This is a genomic window from Actinomycetospora aeridis, assembly GCF_037400275.1.
In the GTDB taxonomy this organism is placed as follows: Bacteria; Actinomycetota; Actinomycetes; order Mycobacteriales; family Pseudonocardiaceae; genus Actinomycetospora; species Actinomycetospora aeridis.
The window spans coordinates 291,473-309,478 of the sequence record NZ_JBBEGL010000005.1; the positions used below are offsets into that span (position 1 = coordinate 291,473).

Below are 18,006 nucleotides of genomic sequence, written 5' to 3' on the forward strand. Positions count from 1 at the left end.
CGACCCCGATGATCATGCGCGACGTGCCGCTCGCGTGACCGTCGGACCTCGCCTCTCGTGATCAACGCGGACTTTGCGCGCGTAGAAGCAGCGAACAGCGCGCTCGTTGCGACAACGGGCGCGAGCGAGGGTCAGCCCAGCACGGCGGGCAGGGTGGCCCCGCTGAGCGCGCGCAGCTCGGCGAGGGGGAGGTCGTCGACGCCCTCGATCCGCAGCACGTCCCCGCCGACCTCGCCGAGCCGGGCGGCCGGCTGCCCCGCCTCGGCGCACCGGCGGGCGAGCTCGGCCTCGTCGCCCGGGGCGACGGTGACGAGCATCCGTGCCCCGGTCTCGGAGAAGAGCACGGTGGCGGCCGCAAGGCCCGGCGCCGGGGGCAGGGTGACCGTCGCGCCCCGGCGGGTGGCGAGCGCCGCCTCGACGAGCGCCTGGGCCAGGCCGCCGTCGGAGAGGTCGTGGGAGCCCGAGAGGAGCCCGTCGACGGCCGCCCCGGCGACGAGCGCGGCGAGGCGGGCCTCGGCGGCGAGGTCGACGCGGGGCGGGAGCCCGCCGAGGTGGTCGTGCACGACCCCGGCCCACGCCGAGCCGTCGAGCTCGTCGCGGGTCTCGCCGAGCAGCCACACGGCGTCCCCCGGCTCGCCGAGGCCGTGGGGCACGGCCCGGGCCACGTCCTCGAGGATCCCGAGCACGCCGACCACGGGCGTCGGCAGGATCGCCGCGGTGCCGGTCTGGTTGTAGAAGCTGACGTTGCCGCCGGTCACGGGCAGCCCCAGCGCCGCGCAGGCGTCGGCGAGGCCCGCGACGGCCTCGGCGAACTGCCACATCACCGCCGGGTCCTCGGGCGAGCCGAAGTTCAGGCAGTCGGTGACGGCGACGGGCACGGCGCCCGACGACGCGACGTTGCGGACGGACTCGGCGAGGGCCAGCTGCGCGCCGGTCCGGGGGTCGAGCTGGCAGAAGCGGGCGTTGGCGTCGATCGACACCGCGACGCCGCGCCCGCTCGCCTCGTCGACGCGCACGATCCCGGCGTCGGCGGGGGTGGCCGCGGTGGTGTTGCCGCGGACGTAGCGGTCGTACTGCTCGGTGACCCACGTCCGCGACGCGAGCGCGGGCGAGGCGACGAGGGTGCGGATCTGCGCGGCCACCTCGTCCGGCGACGACGGCAGCGGACGTCCCGCCACCGAGTCCGCCTGCAGCGCGTCCTGCCACGCCGGGCGGGCGTACGGCCGCTCGTAGACCGGGCCGTCGTGCGCGACCGTGCGCGGCGGGACGTCGACGACGGTCCCGCCGTGGTGGGTGATCCGCAGCCGGTCGCCGTCGGTGACCTCACCGATGACGGTCGCCGTGACGTCCCAGCGCCGACACACCGCCATGAACGCGTCGACGTTCTCGGGGGTCACCACCGCGCACATCCGCTCCTGCGACTCGCTGGAGAGGATCTCGGCGGCGGTCATGTCGGCGGCGCGCAGCGGGACGGCGTCGAGGTCGACGTGCATGCCGCCGTCGCCGGCGCTCGCGAGCTCGCTCGTCGCGCACGACAGCCCGGCCCCGCCGAGGTCCTGGATGCCGACGACGAGGCCGCCGCCGAAGAGCTCGAGGCAGCACTCGATCAGCACCTTCTCGGCGAACGGGTCGCCGACCTGGACGCTGGGCAGCTTCTTCCTTCCGGTGTCCTCGGCGAACGTCTCCGACGCCAGCACCGACACCCCACCGATGCCGTCGAGACCCGTCCGGGCGCCGAAGAGCACGATCTTGTTGCCGGTGCCCGACGCGAACGCCAGGTGCAGGTCCTCGTGCCGCAGGACGCCGACGCACAGGGCGTTGACCAGGGGGTTGCCGACGTAGCTGGGATCGAAGACGACCTCGCCGCCGATGTTGGGCAGGCCCAGGCAGTTACCGTAGAAGCCGACGCCGGACACGACGCCGGGCAGCACGCGCGCGGTGTCCGGGGCGTCGAGCGGCCCGACCCGCAGCCCGTCCATCACCGCGACGGGGCGGGCGCCCATGGCCATGATGTCGCGCACGATCCCGCCGACGCCGGTGGCCGCGCCCTGGTGGGGCTCGACGTACGACGGGTGGTTGTGCGACTCGATCTTGAAGGTGACCGCCCAGCCGTCGCCGACGTCGACCACGCCCGCGTTCTCGCCGATGCCGGCGAGCAGACGTGCGCGCATGGCCTCGGTGGTCGTCTCCCCGAAGCGCCGCAGGTGGACCTTCGAGGACTTGTAGGAGCAGTGCTCCGACCACATCACCGAGTACATGGCGAGCTCGGCCTCGGTGGGGCGCCGGCCGAGGATGTCCCGGATGCGGGCGTACTCCTCGTCGCGCAGGCCCAGAGCGGCGTGCGGCTGGGGTTCGTCGGGGGTGACGGATGCCTGGTCGACCGTGTCGACGGGCGGGGAGACGGTCACGTCGACGAGGGTAGGCGCCACGGGTGACGGGCCGGCGGGGCCGTGAGCAGCGCCGCTCACGAGGCTGCGCACGGTGAACGCGTCGTTACCCACGACGTACGGTCGACAAACCCGATATGGCCCCCGTCACCGTTTCCGCTGACCGACGTCCGCCACACGCCCACCGTGCGCACCATCACACGCTTCAACCGAATGGACCGTTCGCTCGATCGGATGGCCGCTCATGGGCCGTCACGGTCGTTTCGCCGCGACACGGTGAAGGCGTGTCGCGAAATCCCGGGGGTGTCGGACCCTCGATACATCATGGAGCCATGACCACCGCCTCCGTCTCCTCGGCGACCGGCCCGGCCTCCGGTGACACGGCCGGCTCGCCGGGAGCCGGCGACGCCCTCGCCCGGCTCCACCTCGTCCTCGACCGTGCGCTCCTCGGCGTGCGCCGGCACGACCTCGAGCTCGCCGGCCGGGTCCCCGAGAGCGTCCGCCCCCACGTCGACGACACCGCCGGGATGCTCGAGTTCCTCGTCGACGACGGCGCCGGCGGCGCGGTCGTCCTGGCCGTCGCGCCCGGCGCGGGGGGCGACACGGTGGTGCCCCTGCTGCCCGCCGCGCAGCCCACCGAGCCCGGTGGCCGGGACGTCTCGGGCGAGGAGCCGTTCGACGAGGTCGTGGGCGAGCCGGTCGAGGACGTCTCGCGCCTGCTCACCCACGTCGAGCGCCCCGACGAGATGCGCGGTCTGGTGCTGCACCTCGGCGGGCGGATGCTCCTCGTCTACGCCGACCTGTGGGAGCTGCGCGTCACGCTGTTGCCGTAGCCGTGATCCTCTGCAGCACGGACGTGAACAGCCCCAGGCCGTCGGTGCCCGGGCCCGTGAGGGCGTCGATCGCGTGCTCGGGGTGCGGCATGAGGCCGATCACGCGGCCGTCGGCCGAGCTGATGCCGGCGATGTCGCGCAGCGCGCCGTTGGGGGCGGGCTCGGTGTAGCGGAACACCACGCGGCCCTCGGCCTCGAGCGCGTCGAGGGTCGCGGCGTCGGCGACGTAGCGGCCCTCGCCCGACTTCAGCGGCACGGTGATCTCCTGGCCGACCGTGAACCCGGAGGTCCACGCCGTGTCGGCCTCCACCCGCAGCCCGACCTCGCGGCACACGAACCGCAGGCCGTGGTTGCGCACCATCGCGCCGGGCAGCAGCCCCGCCTCGCAGAGGATCTGGAACCCGTTGCAGATGCCCAGCACGGGCATCCCCGCGCGCCCGGCCTCGACCACCGGGCCCATCACCGGCGAGCGGGCCGCGATCGCGCCGGCGCGCAGGTAGTCGCCGTAGGAGAACCCGCCGGGCACGATCACCGCGTCGACCCCGCGCAGGTCGGCGTCGTCGTGCCAGAGACCCACGGCCTCGCCGCCGGCGTAGCGCACCGCCCGGGCGGCGTCGACGTCGTCGAGCGTGCCGGGGAAGGTGATGACCCCGATCCGCGTCACGAGGACACCCTCCGCACGACCCACTCCTCGATCACCGGGTTGGCCAGCAACGTGCCGGCGATGTGCTCGAGCGCGGCGTCGTCGACGGTGTCGTCGACCTCGAGCTCGAAGTGCTTGCCCTGACGCACGTCCGCGACGCCGCCGACCCCCAGACGACCCATCGCACGGGCCACGGCCTGGCCCTGGGGGTCGAGGATCTCGGCCTTCGGGAGGACGTCGACGATCACGCGAGCCACGCCGTCCAGGTTACCGGGGCCCGACGGGGGAACACGGGTGGCGTGGAACTCGTGCACCTCGGCCACTCCTGTGTCGTCGCCGACACCGGTTCGGCCCGCATCCTCATCGACCCCGGCGCCTTCTCGGAGGGCTACGAGACCCTCGAGGGGCTCGACGCCGTGCTGGTCACCCACCAGCACTTCGACCATCTCGACGTGGACAAGCTGCCCGCGCTGCTCGCCCAGAACCCGGGCGCGGAGCTGATCGTCGACGCGGGCACGGCGGAGGTGGTCGGCGAGCGGGACATCGCCCACACCGTCCGCGAACCCGGCGAGAAGTTCACCGTCGGCGGGACCATCGTCGAGGTCGTCGGCGGTGCGCACGCCGTGATCCACCCGGACCTCCCGCAGATCACCAACAACGGCTACCTGCTCGGCGGCACCGTCCTGCACCCCGGCGACGCGTTCACCGTCCCGGAGCGCACGCCGGACGTGCTCCTGCTCCCGACCGCGGCGCCGTGGCTCAAGGTCGCCGAGGCCGTGGACTACCTGCGCGCGGTCGCCCCGCCGCTGGCCGTGCCGATCCACGAGGCCGTGCTGGCGAACCCGGACCTGCACTACGGGATGTTCGAGACCCTCGCCCCGCGAGGCACCGAGGTCCGGATCGCCCCCCGCGGGGTCGCCCTCGCCACGTGAGCACTTCCCGGTGCCCGAGGCCCGGAAAGTGCTCACGACGGCACTACGCGGTGATCGACCAGTGCTCGGGGTCGCCGGTGGTGCGGGGACGGCGCGGGCCCCGGCGCGGCACCAGCTCGCCCGCCCCGAGCGGCGTGGCTCCCCCGGCGAGGGCCTCGTCGACGAGCGCCCCGGCGGACGCGAGCGGGACGGTCAGGGGCAGCGCGAGGTGCACGAGGGCCCGCTCGGCGCGACGGCGCGCGGGACGCCGCGGCTCGTCACCGGCGACGGGACCGCGCCACGAGGTGACGAGTGCGCCGTCCGCGCCGAGGCGGTGGACGCCCGCGTCGTCGAGCAGCAGCCCGAGGTCCGCGGCCGCGAGCGCGGCGCGCGTGCCGGGCGAGGCGGACCACCCCGGCGCGGCGAACCCGTCGACCGCGAGACCGAGGGCGTCGCGCGAGCGCAGCGCGGCGGTGAGGCGCAGCCCGGCCTCGTGGGCGGGCAGGCGCCGGTAGGGGCGGCCGGACTCCGGCGCCGGGCGGGTGCCGTGGAGCAGCACGACGTCGCCGACCCGGCGGCGGGCGGTGGCCCAGGACGCGACCTCGGGGTGGGGGCGCGGGCCGACGAGCCAGGTCGCCGGGACGCGGCGGGCGTCGAGGGCGTCCGCGAGCGCGACGGCGGCGGCCAGGGGCGCGCCGGGCTCGAGACCCGGCACCGACACGAGGAGACGCTCAGTCACGTCCCCCATGAGGCCAGCCGGAGATGCCGCCCGCGCGTCCGGGGGGTGAACACCGCGGCTCGGATCGGCGACGGTCGAACGCCCAGGTCAGGCTCACACCGCGGGCGGCCACTCCCGGCCGGTCAGGCGCGTGTAGGCCTCGATGTACCGCTCGCGCGTGGCGGCGATCACCTCGTCGGGCAGCGGCGGCGGTGCCTCGCCCGAGTGGCGGTCCCACCCGGACGCGGGCGACGTGAGCCACTCCCGGACGTACTGCTTGTCGAAGCTCGGCTGCACGTGCCCCGGCTCGTAGCCCTCGGCGGGCCAGAACCGCGACGAGTCCGGTGTGAGCACCTCGTCGCCGAGCACCGGCGTGCCCTCGGCCGAGAGCCCGAACTCCAGCTTGGTGTCGGCGAGGATCAGGCCCCGCGAGGCGGCGTAGGCCGCGCCGCGGGCGTAGATCGCGAGCGTCTGGTCGCGTAGCGCGCCGGCGAGCTCGGGCCCGACGGTGGCGGCGACGGCCTCGAAGCTGACGTTCTCGTCGTGCTCGCCCTGCGCGGCCTTGGTGGCCGGCGTGAAGATCGGCGACGGGAGCATGCTCGCCTCGGTGAGCCCGTCGGGCAGCGGGACGCCGCAGACCGTGCCGTCGCGGCGGTAGTCGGCGGTGCCGGAGCCCGCGAGGTAGCCCCGGGCCACGCACTCCACGGGCACCATCTCGAGCCGGCGCACGAGCAGCGCCCGGCCGCGGACCTCCTCGGGGATGCGCTCGTCCCGCGCGGCGATCAGGTGGTGCGCCACCGGGGGCGCGGCGACGTCCGTGCCCCCGAGGAGCTCGAACCAGAACACGCTCATCGCCGTCAGCACCCGGCCCTTGTCCGGGATCGGCGTCGACAGCACGTGGTCGAACGCCGAGATCCGGTCGGACGCGACGAGCAGCAACGTCTCGTCGTCGACCTCGTAGAGGTCCCGGACCTTGCCGGAGGCCAGGTGCCGGTAGGAGCTCAACGCGACCACGGTCGCGCAGGCTAGAGGATCGGGGCGGGCGCGTACGTCGCCGCATCAGGGCGGGCGGCGACGATCTCCTCGATCCGCCGGACGACCTCGGCGATCTGAGCGTCGGCGGCGCCGACGAACGCGCGCGGGTCGCCCACGGCGGCGTCGAGGTCCGCCGCCGAGAGCCCGAGCCGGGCGTCGGCGCCGAGACGGGCGAGCAGGTCGTTGCCCTCGGTGCCCTTCTCGCGCATGTCGAGCGCGACCGACCGGGCGTGCTCGGAGATGATCTCGTGCCCGGTCTCGCGGCCCACCCCGGCGCGCACGGCCGCCATGAGCACGGCCGTGGTCGCGAGGAACGGCAGGTAGCGGTCCAGCTCGCGGGCGATCACCGCCGGGTAGGCACCGAACTCGTCGAGGACGGTGAGGATCGTCTCGAGCAGCCCGTCGATCGCGAAGAACGCGTCGGGCAGGGCCACGCGGCGCACGACGGAGTCGGAGACGTCGCCCTCGTTCCACTGCCCGCCCGCGAGCTCGCCGACCATCGCCGCGTTGCCGCGCAGCACCACCGCGAGGCCGTTGACGCGTTCGCAGGAGCGGGTGTTCATCTTGTGCGGCATCGCCGACGAGCCGACCTGCCCCGCTCGGAAGCCCTCGGTGACGAGCTCCTGGCCCGCCATCAGACGGATCGTGGTCGCGAGCGAGGACGGGCCGGCGGCGAGCTGGACCAGGGCGGTGAGCACGTCCTGGTCGAGCGAGCGCGGGTACACCTGGCCGACGCTGGTGAGGACCTCGGTGAAGCCCAGGTGCGCGGCCACCCGGCGCTCGAGCTCCGCCAGCTTCCCGGCGTCGCCGCCGAGCAGCCCGAGCATGTCCTGCGCGGTGCCGACCGGGCCCTTGATCCCGCGCAGCGGGTAGCGCCCGATCAGCTCCGTGACGCGCCGGTACGCGACGAGCGTCTCGTCGGCGGCGCTCGCGAAGCGCTTGCCCAGCGTCGTCGCCTGCGCGGCGACGTTGTGGCTGCGCCCGGCCATGACGAGCTCGGCGTGCTCCCCCGCACGGCGGGCCAGGCGCGCGAGCACCGCGACGGTCTTGTCCGCGACGAGGCGCAGCGAGTCACGGACCTGCAGCTGCTCGACGTTCTCGGTGAGGTCGCGGCTCGTCATGCCCTTGTGGGCGTGCTGGTGCCCGGCGAGCTCGTCGAACTCCTCGATGCGCGCCTTGACGTCGTGGCGGGTCACCCGCTCGCGTGCCGCGATCGACGCGAGGTCGACACGGTCCACGACGGCGCGGTAGTCCTCCAGCACACCGTCCGGCACGTCGACCCCGAGCTCCCGCTGCGCCGTGAGCACCGCGATCCACAGCTCCCGCTCCGAGATGATCTTGCGCTCGGGCGACCAGAGCGCGGTCAGCTCGGGGGACGCGTACCGGGCGGCGAGCACGTTCGGGACCGTCGGGGCACTCACTCGGCCGAGCCTACGGCCCGGTCGGCGCACACGGCGTCGGCCGCACCCGGTCCGACTACCCGGGCCTACTACGGTCGAGGCACCCGTGAGCAGGTCGGGAGCAGCTCGAGCGCAGGGAGGGGGGTCGGATGGAGCCGGTGGATCCGGACGCGTCCGCGTCCCTGCGGGTCCTGCTCGTCGAGGACGACGACGCCGACGCCCTGCTCGTCACGGAGCACTTCTCCGACGCCGACCTCACCGTGGACATCGCGCGGGCCACCTCGCTCGCCGAGGCCGAGACGCTGCTGGACGGGGGGCTCGACGGCGCCGGCTCCGGCGTCCCGGTCGACTGCGTGCTGCTCGACCTCGCGCTCCCCGACGCCCACGGCTTCGAGGGCCTGCGCCGCCTGCTGACCGTCGACGGCCCGGCGGTGCTGGTGCTCACCGGGCGCCGCGACGAGGCGCTCGGCGCCGACGCGGTGGGGGTGGGCGCCCAGGACTACCTGGTCAAGGACGCCGTCGACGGCCCGACGCTGGCGCGCGCGGTGCGCTACGCCGTCGAGCGCCGCCGCGGCGACTCGGTGCGCCGGGAGCTGCGCGACGCCCAGCTGCGCGCCGACGAGAACGCCCGGCTCGAGCGCGGGCTGCTGCCGACGCCTCTGCTCGACGACCCGGCCGTGCACATCCTCGCGCGCTACGAGCCCGGCTCCCAGCAGACGCTGCTGGGCGGCGACTTCTACGACGTCGTCGAGAGCTCCGACGGCCGCCTGCACGCGGTGATCGGCGACGTGTGCGGCCACGGCCCCGACGAGGCGGCGCTCGGGGTGAGCCTGCGCATCGCGTGGCGCACGCTGGTCCTCTCGGGCATCGACCCCGACCGGGTGCTGCCGACGATGCACGAGCTGCTCGTCAGCGAGCGCAGCCACCCGACCCTGTTCACGACGCTGGCGACCGCCACCGTCGACGAGACCCGGGAGCGCCTGACCCTGCGGCTCGCGGGCCACCCGCCGCCCGCGCTCGTCGGCGAGGGCGAGGACACCCAGCTGCTGTCCACCGAGACCCTCGGCGTGCCGCTCGGGATCGGCGCCGGCCGGACGTGGCCGCCGCTGGAGGTCAAGCTCCCGCCCAAGTGGGCCCTGCTGCTCTACACCGACGGGCTCATCGAGGGCCGTCAGGAGACCGGCGAGGTGCTGTGGACCGACGGCCTGCAGGCGTTGCTGCGGGAGGTCACGGCGGGGTCGACGCCCTGGCGCGACGACCCGGCGTCGATGCTGGACGCCGTGATGGAACGGGTGCGGGCGCTGTCGACGGCGCGGACCGACGACGTGGCGGCGGTGCTGCTGGTGTCCGACCGGTGAGCGCGCCGACCATCGGCACCGACGAGCGGACCCCGGACGCCGGGGAGGACGACCGACCGGCGGCGCGTCCCCGACGCACCGTGCGGGAGGGACTCGCCCGCTGGTCGCTGGCCCGGATCCTCGTCGTGACCGGCGCGACCGTGGCGGTCCTCCTCGTGCTCGCCGCCGTCATCGGGGGCATCGGGCTCTCGGTGCTCGACGACCGTCGCGTCGAGCTCGTCGACCAGATCGGGCCCGCGCTCGTCGCCACCCAGCAGCTCGACGCGGCCACCGTGAACCAGGAGACCGGCGTCCGCGGCTACGCCCTGGCCCGCACGCCCGACTTCCTCCTCCCCTACGAGCAGGGCCGCGCCGACGAGGCCCGGCTCATCCCGACGGTCCGCGCCCTCGAGGCGGCCCACCCCGAGGCCCTCGCCGACCTCGCCGCCGTCGAGTCGGCGACCGCCCGCTGGCGGGCCACCTACGCCGACCCGACCGTCGCGGCCGTCGGGAGCGGCGCGCCGGGTCTGTCGCCGGAGGTCGGCAAGGCCGCCTTCGACGAGGTCCGCGGCGCCATCGACACCCAGCGGTCGCGTCTGCTGGCGATGCGCGACGAGGCCCGCGCCGCGCTGGGCAGCGCGGCCCGCACCCTCGCCGTCATCGGCGTCGTCACCATGCTCGGTCTCGCGCTGGGCATCACCGGGCTGCTGCTGTGGCTGCGCCGCGTCGTCGTGGTGCCCACCCGCCGTCTCGCGAGCGAGGTGCGGGAGGTCGTCGACGGCGACCTCGACCACCGCGTGACCGCCGCCGGACCCCGCGAGATCAGCGAGCTCGGCGAGGACGTCGAGGCCATGCGCGTGCTCATCGTCCGCGAGCTGGCCGACACCGAGCGGGCCCGCGCGGAGCTCGACGCCCGCAGCCACGAGCTCGCCCGGTCCAACTCCGACCTCGAGCAGTTCGCCTACGTCGCGTCGCACGACCTGCAGGAGCCGCTGCGCAAGGTGGCGAGCTTCTGCCAGCTCCTGCAGCGCCGCTACGCCGGCCAGCTCGACGAGCGCGCCGACCAGTACATCGAGTTCGCCTCCGACGGCGCCAAGCGCATGCAGGTGCTGATCAACGACCTGCTCGCCTTCTCGCGGGTGGGGCGCCAGGGCGACCCGATGGAGGAGGTCGACCTCAACCGCCTCGTCGACCGGGCCGTCGAGAACGTGGCGGGCGCGCTCGAGGAGAGCGGCGGCGCGGTCGAGCACGGGGAGCTGCCGACCGTGATCGGCGCGCCGGCCCTGCTGACCACGGTGTTCCAGAACCTGCTCGGCAACTCCCTGAAGTTCCGCGGCGACGACCCCCCGCGGCTGCGGGTGGACGCCGAGCGGGACACGGAGTCCGACCGCTGGCTCCTGCGGTTCAGCGACAACGGCATCGGGATCGAGCCCGAGTACGCCGAACGGATCTTCGTCATCTTCCAGCGCCTGCACGCCCGCAACGCCTACCCGGGGACGGGGATCGGGCTGGCGATGTGCCGCAAGATCGTCGAGCACCACGGCGGCGCGATGTGGCTCGACCCGCACCCGCCGCCCGGCACCACCTTCGTCATCGCGCTCCCCGCCCAGCAGTCCGAACACCAGCCCGAGACCGCCCCGGCCGGCGCACCCGCCGGACCCGCCCTGGAGGCCGCCCCGTGACCGAGCCGCTGACCGAGATCGACGTCCTGCTCGTCGAGGACGACGCCGGCGACGTCCTCATGACCCAGGAGGCGTTCGAGCACCACAAGCTGCGCAACCAGCTGCACGTGGTGTCCGACGGCGTCGAGGCTCTGTCGTTCCTGCGCCGCGAGGGCGAGTTCTCCGACGCCCCCCGGCCCGGGCTGATCCTGCTCGACCTCAACCTGCCCCGGAAGGACGGGCGCGAGGTGCTGGAGGAGGTCAAGAACGACGAGTCGCTGCGCAGCATCCCGATCGTCGTGCTGACCACCTCGCAGGCCGAGGAGGACATCCTGCGCAGCTACAACCTGCACGCGAACGCCTACGTGGCGAAGCCGGTCGACTTCGAGCGGTTCATCGACGTGATCCGCCAGATCGACGACTTCTTCGTCTCGGTGGTGAAGCTCCCCCGGTGACGGCTGCGATCGACCTGCGCTCCGACACCGTCACGCGGCCCTCGGCCGCGATGCGGGAGGCCATGGCCGGCGCCGACGTGGGCGACGACGTCCTCGACGGCGACCCGACACTCGCCGCGCTGCAGACCCGCGTGGCCGACCTGCTCGGTGTCGAGGCCGCGCTCTGGACGCCGACGGGGTGCATGGCGAACACCATCGCCCTGATGCACCACCTGACACGGGGTGACAGGTTCCTCGCCCCGGCGGGCGCCCACGTGCTCGAGGCCGAGCTCGGCACCTCGGCGTGGCTCGCGGGCGGGCTGCCGACGCCGCTGGCGCACGACGCCGGTCCCGGGCGGCCGACCCCGGCGGCGGTCACCGCGATCGCGGGCGCGTCGGGGCCCTACTTCTCGCTGCGCACCTCGCTGCTGTGCCTCGAGAACACCCACAACGGCGCCGGCGGGGCGGTGACCCCGGTCGACGAGCACCGCGCGCTGGTGGCGGCGGCGCGCGACGCCGGGCTGGCCGTGCACCTCGACGGCGCACGGATCTGGCACGCCGCCGCCGCGCTCGGGGTGCCGGTATCGGCGCTGACCGCGGGCGTCGACACGGTCAGCGTCTGCCTGTCCAAGGGTCTCGGAGCACCGATGGGCTCGGTGGTCGCCGGCTCGGCGGCCTTCGTCGACGGGGCCTGGCGGCTGCGCAAGATGCTCGGCGGCGGCATCCGCCAGGGCGGCGTGGTGGGCGCGGCGGGGCTCGTCGCGCTCGACCAGGCCGGCGACCTCGGCGGCGACCACGCCCGCGCCGCCCGGCTCGCCGAGGGTCTGCAGGCGCTCGGCTGGCCAGTGATCGCTCCGGACACGAACATCGTGCTCGTCCCCACGGCCTCGCCGGCGCCCCTCGTCGCGGCGCTGCTCGACGCCGGCGTGCGGGCGGTGCCCTTCGGCCCCGGCGTGCGGTTCGTGACCCACCGCGACGTCGACGACGCCGACATCGAGGCCGTCCTCGAGCGCGCGGCCACCCTCCCCGCCCCGTCCTGACCTCTGACCTCTGACCTCTTGTAGTCGCCCGGGTGTTCCAGCCTGGCGGCCACGCTGACGTTGAACGTCAGGAAATCCGCCTCGATCAACCGGGCGCGGACTCCGTGGGCCGGTCCGGCGCGGATTCCAGGACGTCGAGGCGCCGGCGCAGGTCGCGCAGTTCCGCCAGGAGCTCCGCGTGCCGCAGGTCCGCCGGGTCGGCGCGGGGCGGCGCCGCGACGGCCTCGGACGCGTCGCGCGCCCCGACCTGCTCGAGGAACCACGTGGCGATCGCGGCGGTCACGGTGCCCAGCACCGCGATCCCCGCGAGCATCAGACCGGCCGCGACGAGGCGACCTTCGGTCGTCACCGGGGACAGGTCGCCGTAGCCGACCGTCGTGATCGTCGTCAGCACCCACCACAGCGAATCACCGAAGGTCAGGATCGAGGCCTCGGGCGCGTCGCGCTCGGCCTCGAACACCCCCAGCGCCGCGATGAAGCTGAGCAGGGAGATCGAGACGATCAGGTAGCTGCCGACCCGGCCGCGGAAGTCGTCGCGCAGCACCCGCCCCAGCACCGAGATCGCCGCGACGAGCCGCAACAGGCGCAGGAACCGGAAGAACGGCGCCGCGACGATGAGCAGGTCCAGAGGGTGGCGGACGACGAACCGCCCCTTGCGCCGCGCGAGCCCGATCCGGATGACGTAGTCGACGACGAAGATCGCCCACACCGCCCAGAGCAGGGCGTCGAGCCGCCACCACCACGTCTCGGGCGGGCGGGTCGCGAGCACCTGGACGGCGTAGACCGCGAGGTAGAGCACCGCGAGCCCGGTCAGCGGGTAGTCGGTGCGACGTTCCCAGGCCTCCAGTCGTGCCTCGTCGTCCGGCTCCATGGACACGGAGAGTAAGTCCCTAGAGCGTCGGGAACCAGCGTCCGAGCCGATCGATCCCTGCGCGGACGTCCTCGGTGGCGCCGGCGAACGACAGGCGGATCCAGGAGTGCCCGTCGATCGGGTCGAAGTCGATGCCGGGAGCGACGGCGACGCCGGTCTCGGCGAGCATGCGCTGCCCGAACGCCAGGGTGTCGTCGGTGAGGTGCCCGACGTCGGCGTAGACGTAGAACGCGCCGTCGGCGGGTGCGAGCCGCGTCAGGCCCAGGCCCGGCAGGCCGTCGAGCAGCAGGCGGCGGTTGTGGGCGTAGCGCTCGACGTGCCCGTCGGCCTCCGCCAGCGACGCCGGGGTGAACGCGTCCAGCGCCGCGTACTGGGGCGGCACCGGCGGGCAGACGGTGAAGTTGCCGGCGATCACGTCGACGGCCCGGCGCAGGCGCTCCGGCACGAGCAGCCAGCCGAGGCGCCAGCCCGTCATCGACCAGTACTTCGAGAACGACGTCACGACGATCGCCTCGCGCGACGTGCTCCAGGCGCTGGCGGTCGGCGGGGCCGATTCCCCGGACCCGTACTCGATGCCGTGGTAGATCTCGTCGCTGATCAGCTGGACGCCGTGCTCCTCGCACCACCGCGCCAGCGCGGCCAGCTCGTCGGGCTCGATGACGCTGCCGGTCGGGTTGGCCGGGCTCGCGACGACGAGGCCCTTCGGCGGGCGGTCCAGCGCGTCGAGCATCGCGACCGTCGGCTGGAACCGCGTCTCCTCGCCGCAGGGCAGCTCGACGACCTCGCACCCCAGGGCCGCGAGGATGTTGCGGTAGCAGGGGTAGCCGGGTCGGGCGAGCACCACGGTGTCGCCGACGTCGAACGCCGCGAGGAAGGCGAGCAGGAAGCCGCCGGACCCCCCGGTGGTGACGACGACGTCCTCCCGGCGCACCGAGTCGTCGGCGTAGCGGGTGCGGTGGTGCGCGGCGATCGCGTCGCGCAGCTCGACGGTGCCGAGCGAGCTCGAGTAGCCGAGGATCTGCTCGTCCAGCGCTCGGGCGGCGGCGGCGCGGACGTCGGCGGGCGCGGGCGTCGATGGCTGGCCCGCGGAGAGATTGACGAGGTCGCCGTGGGTGCGCGCCCGCTCCCCCGCGGCCGCCCACACGTCCATCACGTGGAACGGGGGAACCGTCGCCCGCACCGCCGGGCCGAGGCGCGCCAGAGTCGTCACCCGGCCACCCTCGCACTAGTACCCGACGTAGGCCTCGCCGCGGGCCTCGGCCACCACCCCCGGCACCTGGGACACCGAGCCGTAGCGCTCGATCGCGTACCGGACCCCGGCGATGATGTTGTCGATCGGGTTCCGGATGTCGTCGTGCCCGGGGAGCTTGTGCGCGTCGAAGGTCGGGCCGATCGTCTGCATGAGGCCCTGCGACGGCGTGCCCTTCGTGGCGTTGGAGTCCCAGTTGTTGATCGCGTCAGGGTCCCCGCCCGACTCGTGCTCGATGATCGTCGCGATGGCGGCCGGGTCCATCTTCTCCGGCGGGACGCCGTTGGCCGCCAGGATCGCCATGGCCTCGCGGATCCAGTCGCCGACCTCGCCGGGCGGGGCCTTGCCGGTGCCCGCCGGGAGCGGCGTGGCCTCCGTGCTGCCACCGCCGCCGGCTCCCGCACCGCTGCCGCCGGCCCCCGTACCGCTGCCACCGGCACCGTCCCCGTCGGCGCTCGACGACGCCCCGGCGCCCGTCGTCCTGCCCGTCCCCTCGCCGTCGCGTGCCGCCGCCGCATCCGTCTCCGTCGGCGTCTCGACGGGTCGCCAGGTGAGCGGGAACCCGGGCGGCGGGGCCATCGTCGCGGCGTCGGGTCCGGCGAGCGTGGTGAACCCGGTGAGGCCGTCGGCGAGGCCGCGGAGTCGGGTGGCGACGCCCGTGAGCTCGGCCTCCGCGCGCTCCACCGCGGCGCGCGCCGCCTCGGTGGGCCCCCGCAGCGCGTGACCGGCCATCCCGTCGGCGAGACCGGGCGGGGCGTCCGGCGTGGCCGCCGCCTGCTGACGGGCCGCCGCGGCGAGCGCGAGCGCCTGGGAGACCTGCTGGTCGACCTCCCGCTGCAGGCCCTCCAGCGTCGTCCCGGCCTGCTCGAGCGCCGTCCCGGCGTCCGTGATCGCCTGCCGGTCGCGCTCTCCGGCGGTCCGGAACGCCTCGACCCACGTGCCGAACGCCTGAGCGCCCTCACCCTCCCAGCGCCCGTCGACCGCCGCCGCGCCGTTCCCGACGGTCCGGACCGATCCGCCGACACCGTCGCCGATCGACCCGACCTGCGCGGCCATCGCCCGGACCGCGGCCGGGTCGACGGTGCGCAGCCGACCCGCGATCGCCGCGAGCTCCGCGGCGGCGGGCTCGGCCGCGAGCTGGCCCTCGACGTCGGCGGGCACCGCTCAGTTCCCCGCCGGCGTGAGGGAGTCGGACACCGCCCGCTCGGTCTCCTGCATGTGCCGCATCGTCGCGTCGAGCGCCCGATCGGCGTCGCCGAGACGCGCGCCGGCGGCCTCCAGGTCGGCGGTCAGCGCCCGCGTCAGCGCGGCGACGGCGTCCGTGAGCGCCGCGGAGACGTCCAGCGCGCCGAAGTCCGGAGGTGGCGCGGCCCCGAGCCGGTCGGCGAGCCCGGGCATGCGGCCGGACTCGCCCGCGACGGCCGTGCGCGCCTCTTCCAGCGCGCGGGTGTCGTAGTCGATGCCGGCCACGGGGAGCACGGTAGGCGGGCGGAGCCCGGGGTAGGTGCCGTTCGGGAGAACCCGCGTCAGTAGCCGACGTAGGCGTCGCCGCGCGCCACGGCCTCGACGCCCGGCACCTCCGAGACCGAGCCGTACCGCGCGATCGCGTAGCGGACGCCGGCGATGATGTTGTCGACCGGGTCGGTGATCTCGCCGTGCCCGTCGAGCTTGTAGGAGTCGAACGTCGGGCCGATCGTCTGCATCAGCCCTTGCGACGGGGTGCCCTTGTCGGCGTTGGAGTCCCAGTTGTTGATCGCTTCGGGGTCGCCGCCGGACTCGTGGTCGATGATCGTCGCGATGTCGTCGGGGTCCATCTTGTCGACGGCCACGCCCTCGCTCTGCAGGACCGCCATCGCCTCCCGGATCCAGTCCCCGACCTCACCCTTCGGGCCGCCGCTCGGCGCCGCGCTCCCGGCCCCGGGGTCACCGGCGTCGCTCGTGTCCGTCGATGCGCTGGTCACCGCACCCTCCTCGGCGTCGCTGTCGTCGGACGCGTCGCCCTCGCGCGAGTCGTCGTCGCCGGAGGGGCCGTCCGCGTCCGAGGGGTCGTCCGCGTCCGAGGCGTCGGAAACCGAGGCGGCGTCGGCGTCGGCGTCGGTCAGGTCCGCCGACGTCCCCGTGAACGAGTCGTCGTCGGCTGATGCTCCGGAATTCGAAGCATCTCCACCGTCGACCAAGTCCTCCGACGTCCCCGTGAAGCCGTCGTCCGACGACGACCCGGACCCGCTGTCGTCGTCGTCGACCAGGTCCGCCGACGTCCCGGTGAACGAGTCGTCGTCGGCAGATGCTCCGGAACTCGAAGCATCGTCACCGTCGGCCAGGTCCGCCGACGTCCCGGTGAAGCCGTCGTCCGATGCCGACCCGGACCCGCCGTCGTCGCCGTCGACCAGGTCCGCCGAGGTCCCCGTGAACCCGTCGTCATCGGCAGATACTCCGGAATTCGAAGCATCTCCACCGTCGACCAGGTCCGCCGACGTCCCGGTGAACCCGTCGTCCGACGACGACCCGGACCCGTCGTCGTCGACCAGGTCCGCCGACGTCCCCGTGAACGAGTCGTCGTCGCCGGCAGATGCTCCGGAATTCGAAGCATCCTCACCATCGACCAGGTCCGCCGACGTCCCCGTGAACCCGTCGTCCGACGACGACTCGTCGAGCGCCGACGACCCCGCCCCGTCGTCGATGAGCAGGTCCCCGGAGCCGTCGTCCGACGACGCCCCGTCGTCGACGGACGATTCCGGCACCGAGGCATCGTCAGCGTCGGAGCACCCCGGCGAACCGTCGAGGGACGAGACGTCCGTGAAGTCGCCCGACGTGCCGCCGGAGAGGTCGATCCCCCGCGCACCGTCGGCGCCACCCGTGTCCGAGAACGCGGGACGGGTGGCGACGCTCTCGCCCGGCCGCGCGACCGCCCCGACGTCGGGGGCCGGCAGGCGCGAGAACGCCGTCAGCTCGCCGGCGAGCTCGCGCAGCACCGTCGCGGCGTCCCCGAGCGCCGTCTCCGCGCGCACGACGGCGACGCGGGCGGCCTCGGTCGGTGCGGCCATCGCCCGGGCCGCCAGCTGGTCGGCGAACGGGGCACGGGCGGGATCGCCGAGCGCCTCCGCACGGGCGCGGCGGGCCGCGTCGAGCGCGCGGGACACCTGGACGTCGACCTCACGACGCAGCGCGGCCAGGTCCTCGCCGGCCGCGTCGACCCGGGCGCGCACGCGATCGGTGACGTCGAGCGTGCGACTGCCGGCGCTCCCGACGTCGTCGAGGTAGCCCGTCAGCGCGTCGGCGCCCCGCCCCTGCCAGGCGGCCCGGACATCGTCGCCGTGGCGGCCGAGCGACCGCATCGACCCGTCGACGCCCTCCGCCATCGCCGCGAGACCCCGTGCCGTGCGGTGCAGGGCCTCGGGGTCGACCCGCTGCATCCTGGCGACCAGGGCACTGAGCTCCTGGCCACCGGGCTGGGCGGCGAGCTCGCCGACGGCGTCGAACGCCATCC

17 protein-coding genes are annotated in these 18,006 nt (G+C 74.6%); 6 read left to right on the top strand and 11 right to left on the bottom strand.

What is annotated here, in order from left to right:
- Window positions 1-131: 131 nt before the first annotated feature.
- Window positions 132-2,408, bottom strand: a complete 2,277-nt coding sequence (gene purL / locus WCD41_RS19575) for a phosphoribosylformylglycinamidine synthase subunit PurL (protein WP_337715449.1) — start codon at window positions 2,406-2,408, stop codon at window positions 132-134.
- 311 nt (window positions 2,409-2,719) lie between these two features.
- Between purL and WCD41_RS19580 the strand changes: the two genes are divergently transcribed.
- Window positions 2,720-3,220: a hypothetical protein gene (locus tag WCD41_RS19580; protein ID WP_337715451.1), complete on the top strand. Its 501-nt coding sequence runs from the start codon at window positions 2,720-2,722 to the stop codon at window positions 3,218-3,220.
- Here WCD41_RS19580 and purQ read toward each other — a convergent pair.
- Together purQ and purS are read right to left on the bottom strand one after the other, a co-directional pair.
- Window positions 3,204-3,884: a phosphoribosylformylglycinamidine synthase subunit PurQ gene (purQ, locus tag WCD41_RS19585; RefSeq protein WP_337715452.1), complete on the bottom strand. Its 681-nt coding sequence runs from the start codon at window positions 3,882-3,884 to the stop codon at window positions 3,204-3,206. The two genes, WCD41_RS19580 and purQ, sit on opposite strands and share 17 nt — an antisense overlap.
- Entirely contained in the window at window positions 3,881-4,120 is a 240-nt protein-coding gene (purS, locus tag WCD41_RS19590; protein ID WP_337715454.1) for a phosphoribosylformylglycinamidine synthase subunit PurS, read from the bottom strand. The genes purQ and purS overlap by 4 nt, the downstream gene beginning before the upstream one ends.
- Before the next feature lie 42 nt (window positions 4,121-4,162).
- Between purS and WCD41_RS19595 the strand changes: the two genes are divergently transcribed.
- Window positions 4,163-4,795 carry an MBL fold metallo-hydrolase gene (locus tag WCD41_RS19595; protein WP_337715456.1) on the top strand — a complete coding sequence of 211 codons (633 nt, stop codon included), beginning with the start codon at window positions 4,163-4,165 and terminating at the stop codon, window positions 4,793-4,795.
- A gap of 43 nt (window positions 4,796-4,838) precedes the next feature.
- On the opposite strand, the gene WCD41_RS19600 is transcribed toward WCD41_RS19595, so the two are convergent.
- From WCD41_RS19600 to purB, 3 genes are all read right to left on the bottom strand, one after another.
- On the bottom strand, window positions 4,839-5,513 hold the full coding sequence (locus WCD41_RS19600; protein ID WP_337715457.1) for a DUF2334 domain-containing protein: 675 nt from the start codon (window positions 5,511-5,513) through the stop codon (window positions 4,839-4,841).
- Between the two features lie 93 nt (window positions 5,514-5,606).
- Entirely contained in the window at window positions 5,607-6,506 is a 900-nt protein-coding gene (locus tag WCD41_RS19605) for a phosphoribosylaminoimidazolesuccinocarboxamide synthase (protein WP_337715459.1), read from the bottom strand.
- Between the two features lie 11 nt (window positions 6,507-6,517).
- Window positions 6,518-7,948: an adenylosuccinate lyase gene (purB, locus tag WCD41_RS19610; protein ID WP_337715461.1), complete on the bottom strand. Its 1,431-nt coding sequence runs from the start codon at window positions 7,946-7,948 to the stop codon at window positions 6,518-6,520.
- Between the two features lie 128 nt (window positions 7,949-8,076).
- Here purB and WCD41_RS19615 point away from each other — a divergent pair, with 128 nt between their 5' ends.
- From WCD41_RS19615 to WCD41_RS19630, 4 genes are read left to right on the top strand one after another with little or no spacing between them, the layout of a single operon-like run.
- Entirely contained in the window at window positions 8,077-9,285 is a 1,209-nt protein-coding gene (locus WCD41_RS19615) for a PP2C family protein-serine/threonine phosphatase (protein WP_337715463.1), read from the top strand.
- Window positions 9,282-10,946 (top strand): sensor histidine kinase, encoded by a 1,665-nt coding sequence (locus WCD41_RS19620; protein ID WP_337715465.1) that lies wholly within the window; start codon window positions 9,282-9,284, stop codon window positions 10,944-10,946. Before WCD41_RS19615 ends, WCD41_RS19620 begins: the two co-directional genes overlap by 4 nt.
- Window positions 10,943-11,380, top strand: a complete 438-nt coding sequence (locus tag WCD41_RS19625; RefSeq protein WP_337715467.1) for a response regulator — start codon at window positions 10,943-10,945, stop codon at window positions 11,378-11,380. The genes WCD41_RS19620 and WCD41_RS19625 overlap by 4 nt, the downstream gene beginning before the upstream one ends.
- Before the next feature lie 50 nt (window positions 11,381-11,430).
- A complete protein-coding gene (locus tag WCD41_RS19630) occupies window positions 11,431-12,399 on the top strand; it encodes a threonine aldolase family protein (RefSeq protein ID WP_373695170.1) in 969 nt (322 codons plus the stop codon).
- A gap of 85 nt (window positions 12,400-12,484) precedes the next feature.
- Here the strand turns inward: WCD41_RS19630 and WCD41_RS19635 are convergent, their stop codons facing one another.
- The 5 genes from WCD41_RS19635 to WCD41_RS19655 all read right to left on the bottom strand — a co-directional run bounded on the left by WCD41_RS19635 (window position 12,485) and on the right by WCD41_RS19655 (window position 18,004).
- Window positions 12,485-13,270 (bottom strand): potassium channel family protein, encoded by a 786-nt coding sequence (locus tag WCD41_RS19635; protein WP_337715470.1) that lies wholly within the window; start codon window positions 13,268-13,270, stop codon window positions 12,485-12,487.
- 19 nt (window positions 13,271-13,289) lie between these two features.
- The gene (locus tag WCD41_RS19640) at window positions 13,290-14,420 is read right to left on the bottom strand and encodes an aminotransferase class I/II-fold pyridoxal phosphate-dependent enzyme (RefSeq protein WP_373695171.1); all 1,131 of its coding nucleotides are present in this window, start codon (window positions 14,418-14,420) and stop codon (window positions 13,290-13,292) included.
- A 75-nt stretch (window positions 14,421-14,495) separates the two neighbouring features.
- Window positions 14,496-15,680, bottom strand: a complete 1,185-nt coding sequence (locus WCD41_RS19645; RefSeq protein WP_337715474.1) for a transglycosylase SLT domain-containing protein — start codon at window positions 15,678-15,680, stop codon at window positions 14,496-14,498.
- Between the two features lie 3 nt (window positions 15,681-15,683).
- Window positions 15,684-15,989 carry a hypothetical protein gene (locus tag WCD41_RS19650; protein ID WP_337715476.1) on the bottom strand — a complete coding sequence of 102 codons (306 nt, stop codon included), beginning with the start codon at window positions 15,987-15,989 and terminating at the stop codon, window positions 15,684-15,686.
- A 56-nt stretch (window positions 15,990-16,045) separates the two neighbouring features.
- Entirely contained in the window at window positions 16,046-18,004 is a 1,959-nt protein-coding gene (locus WCD41_RS19655; RefSeq protein WP_337715478.1) for a transglycosylase SLT domain-containing protein, read from the bottom strand.
- Window positions 18,005-18,006: the final 2 nt, after the last annotated feature.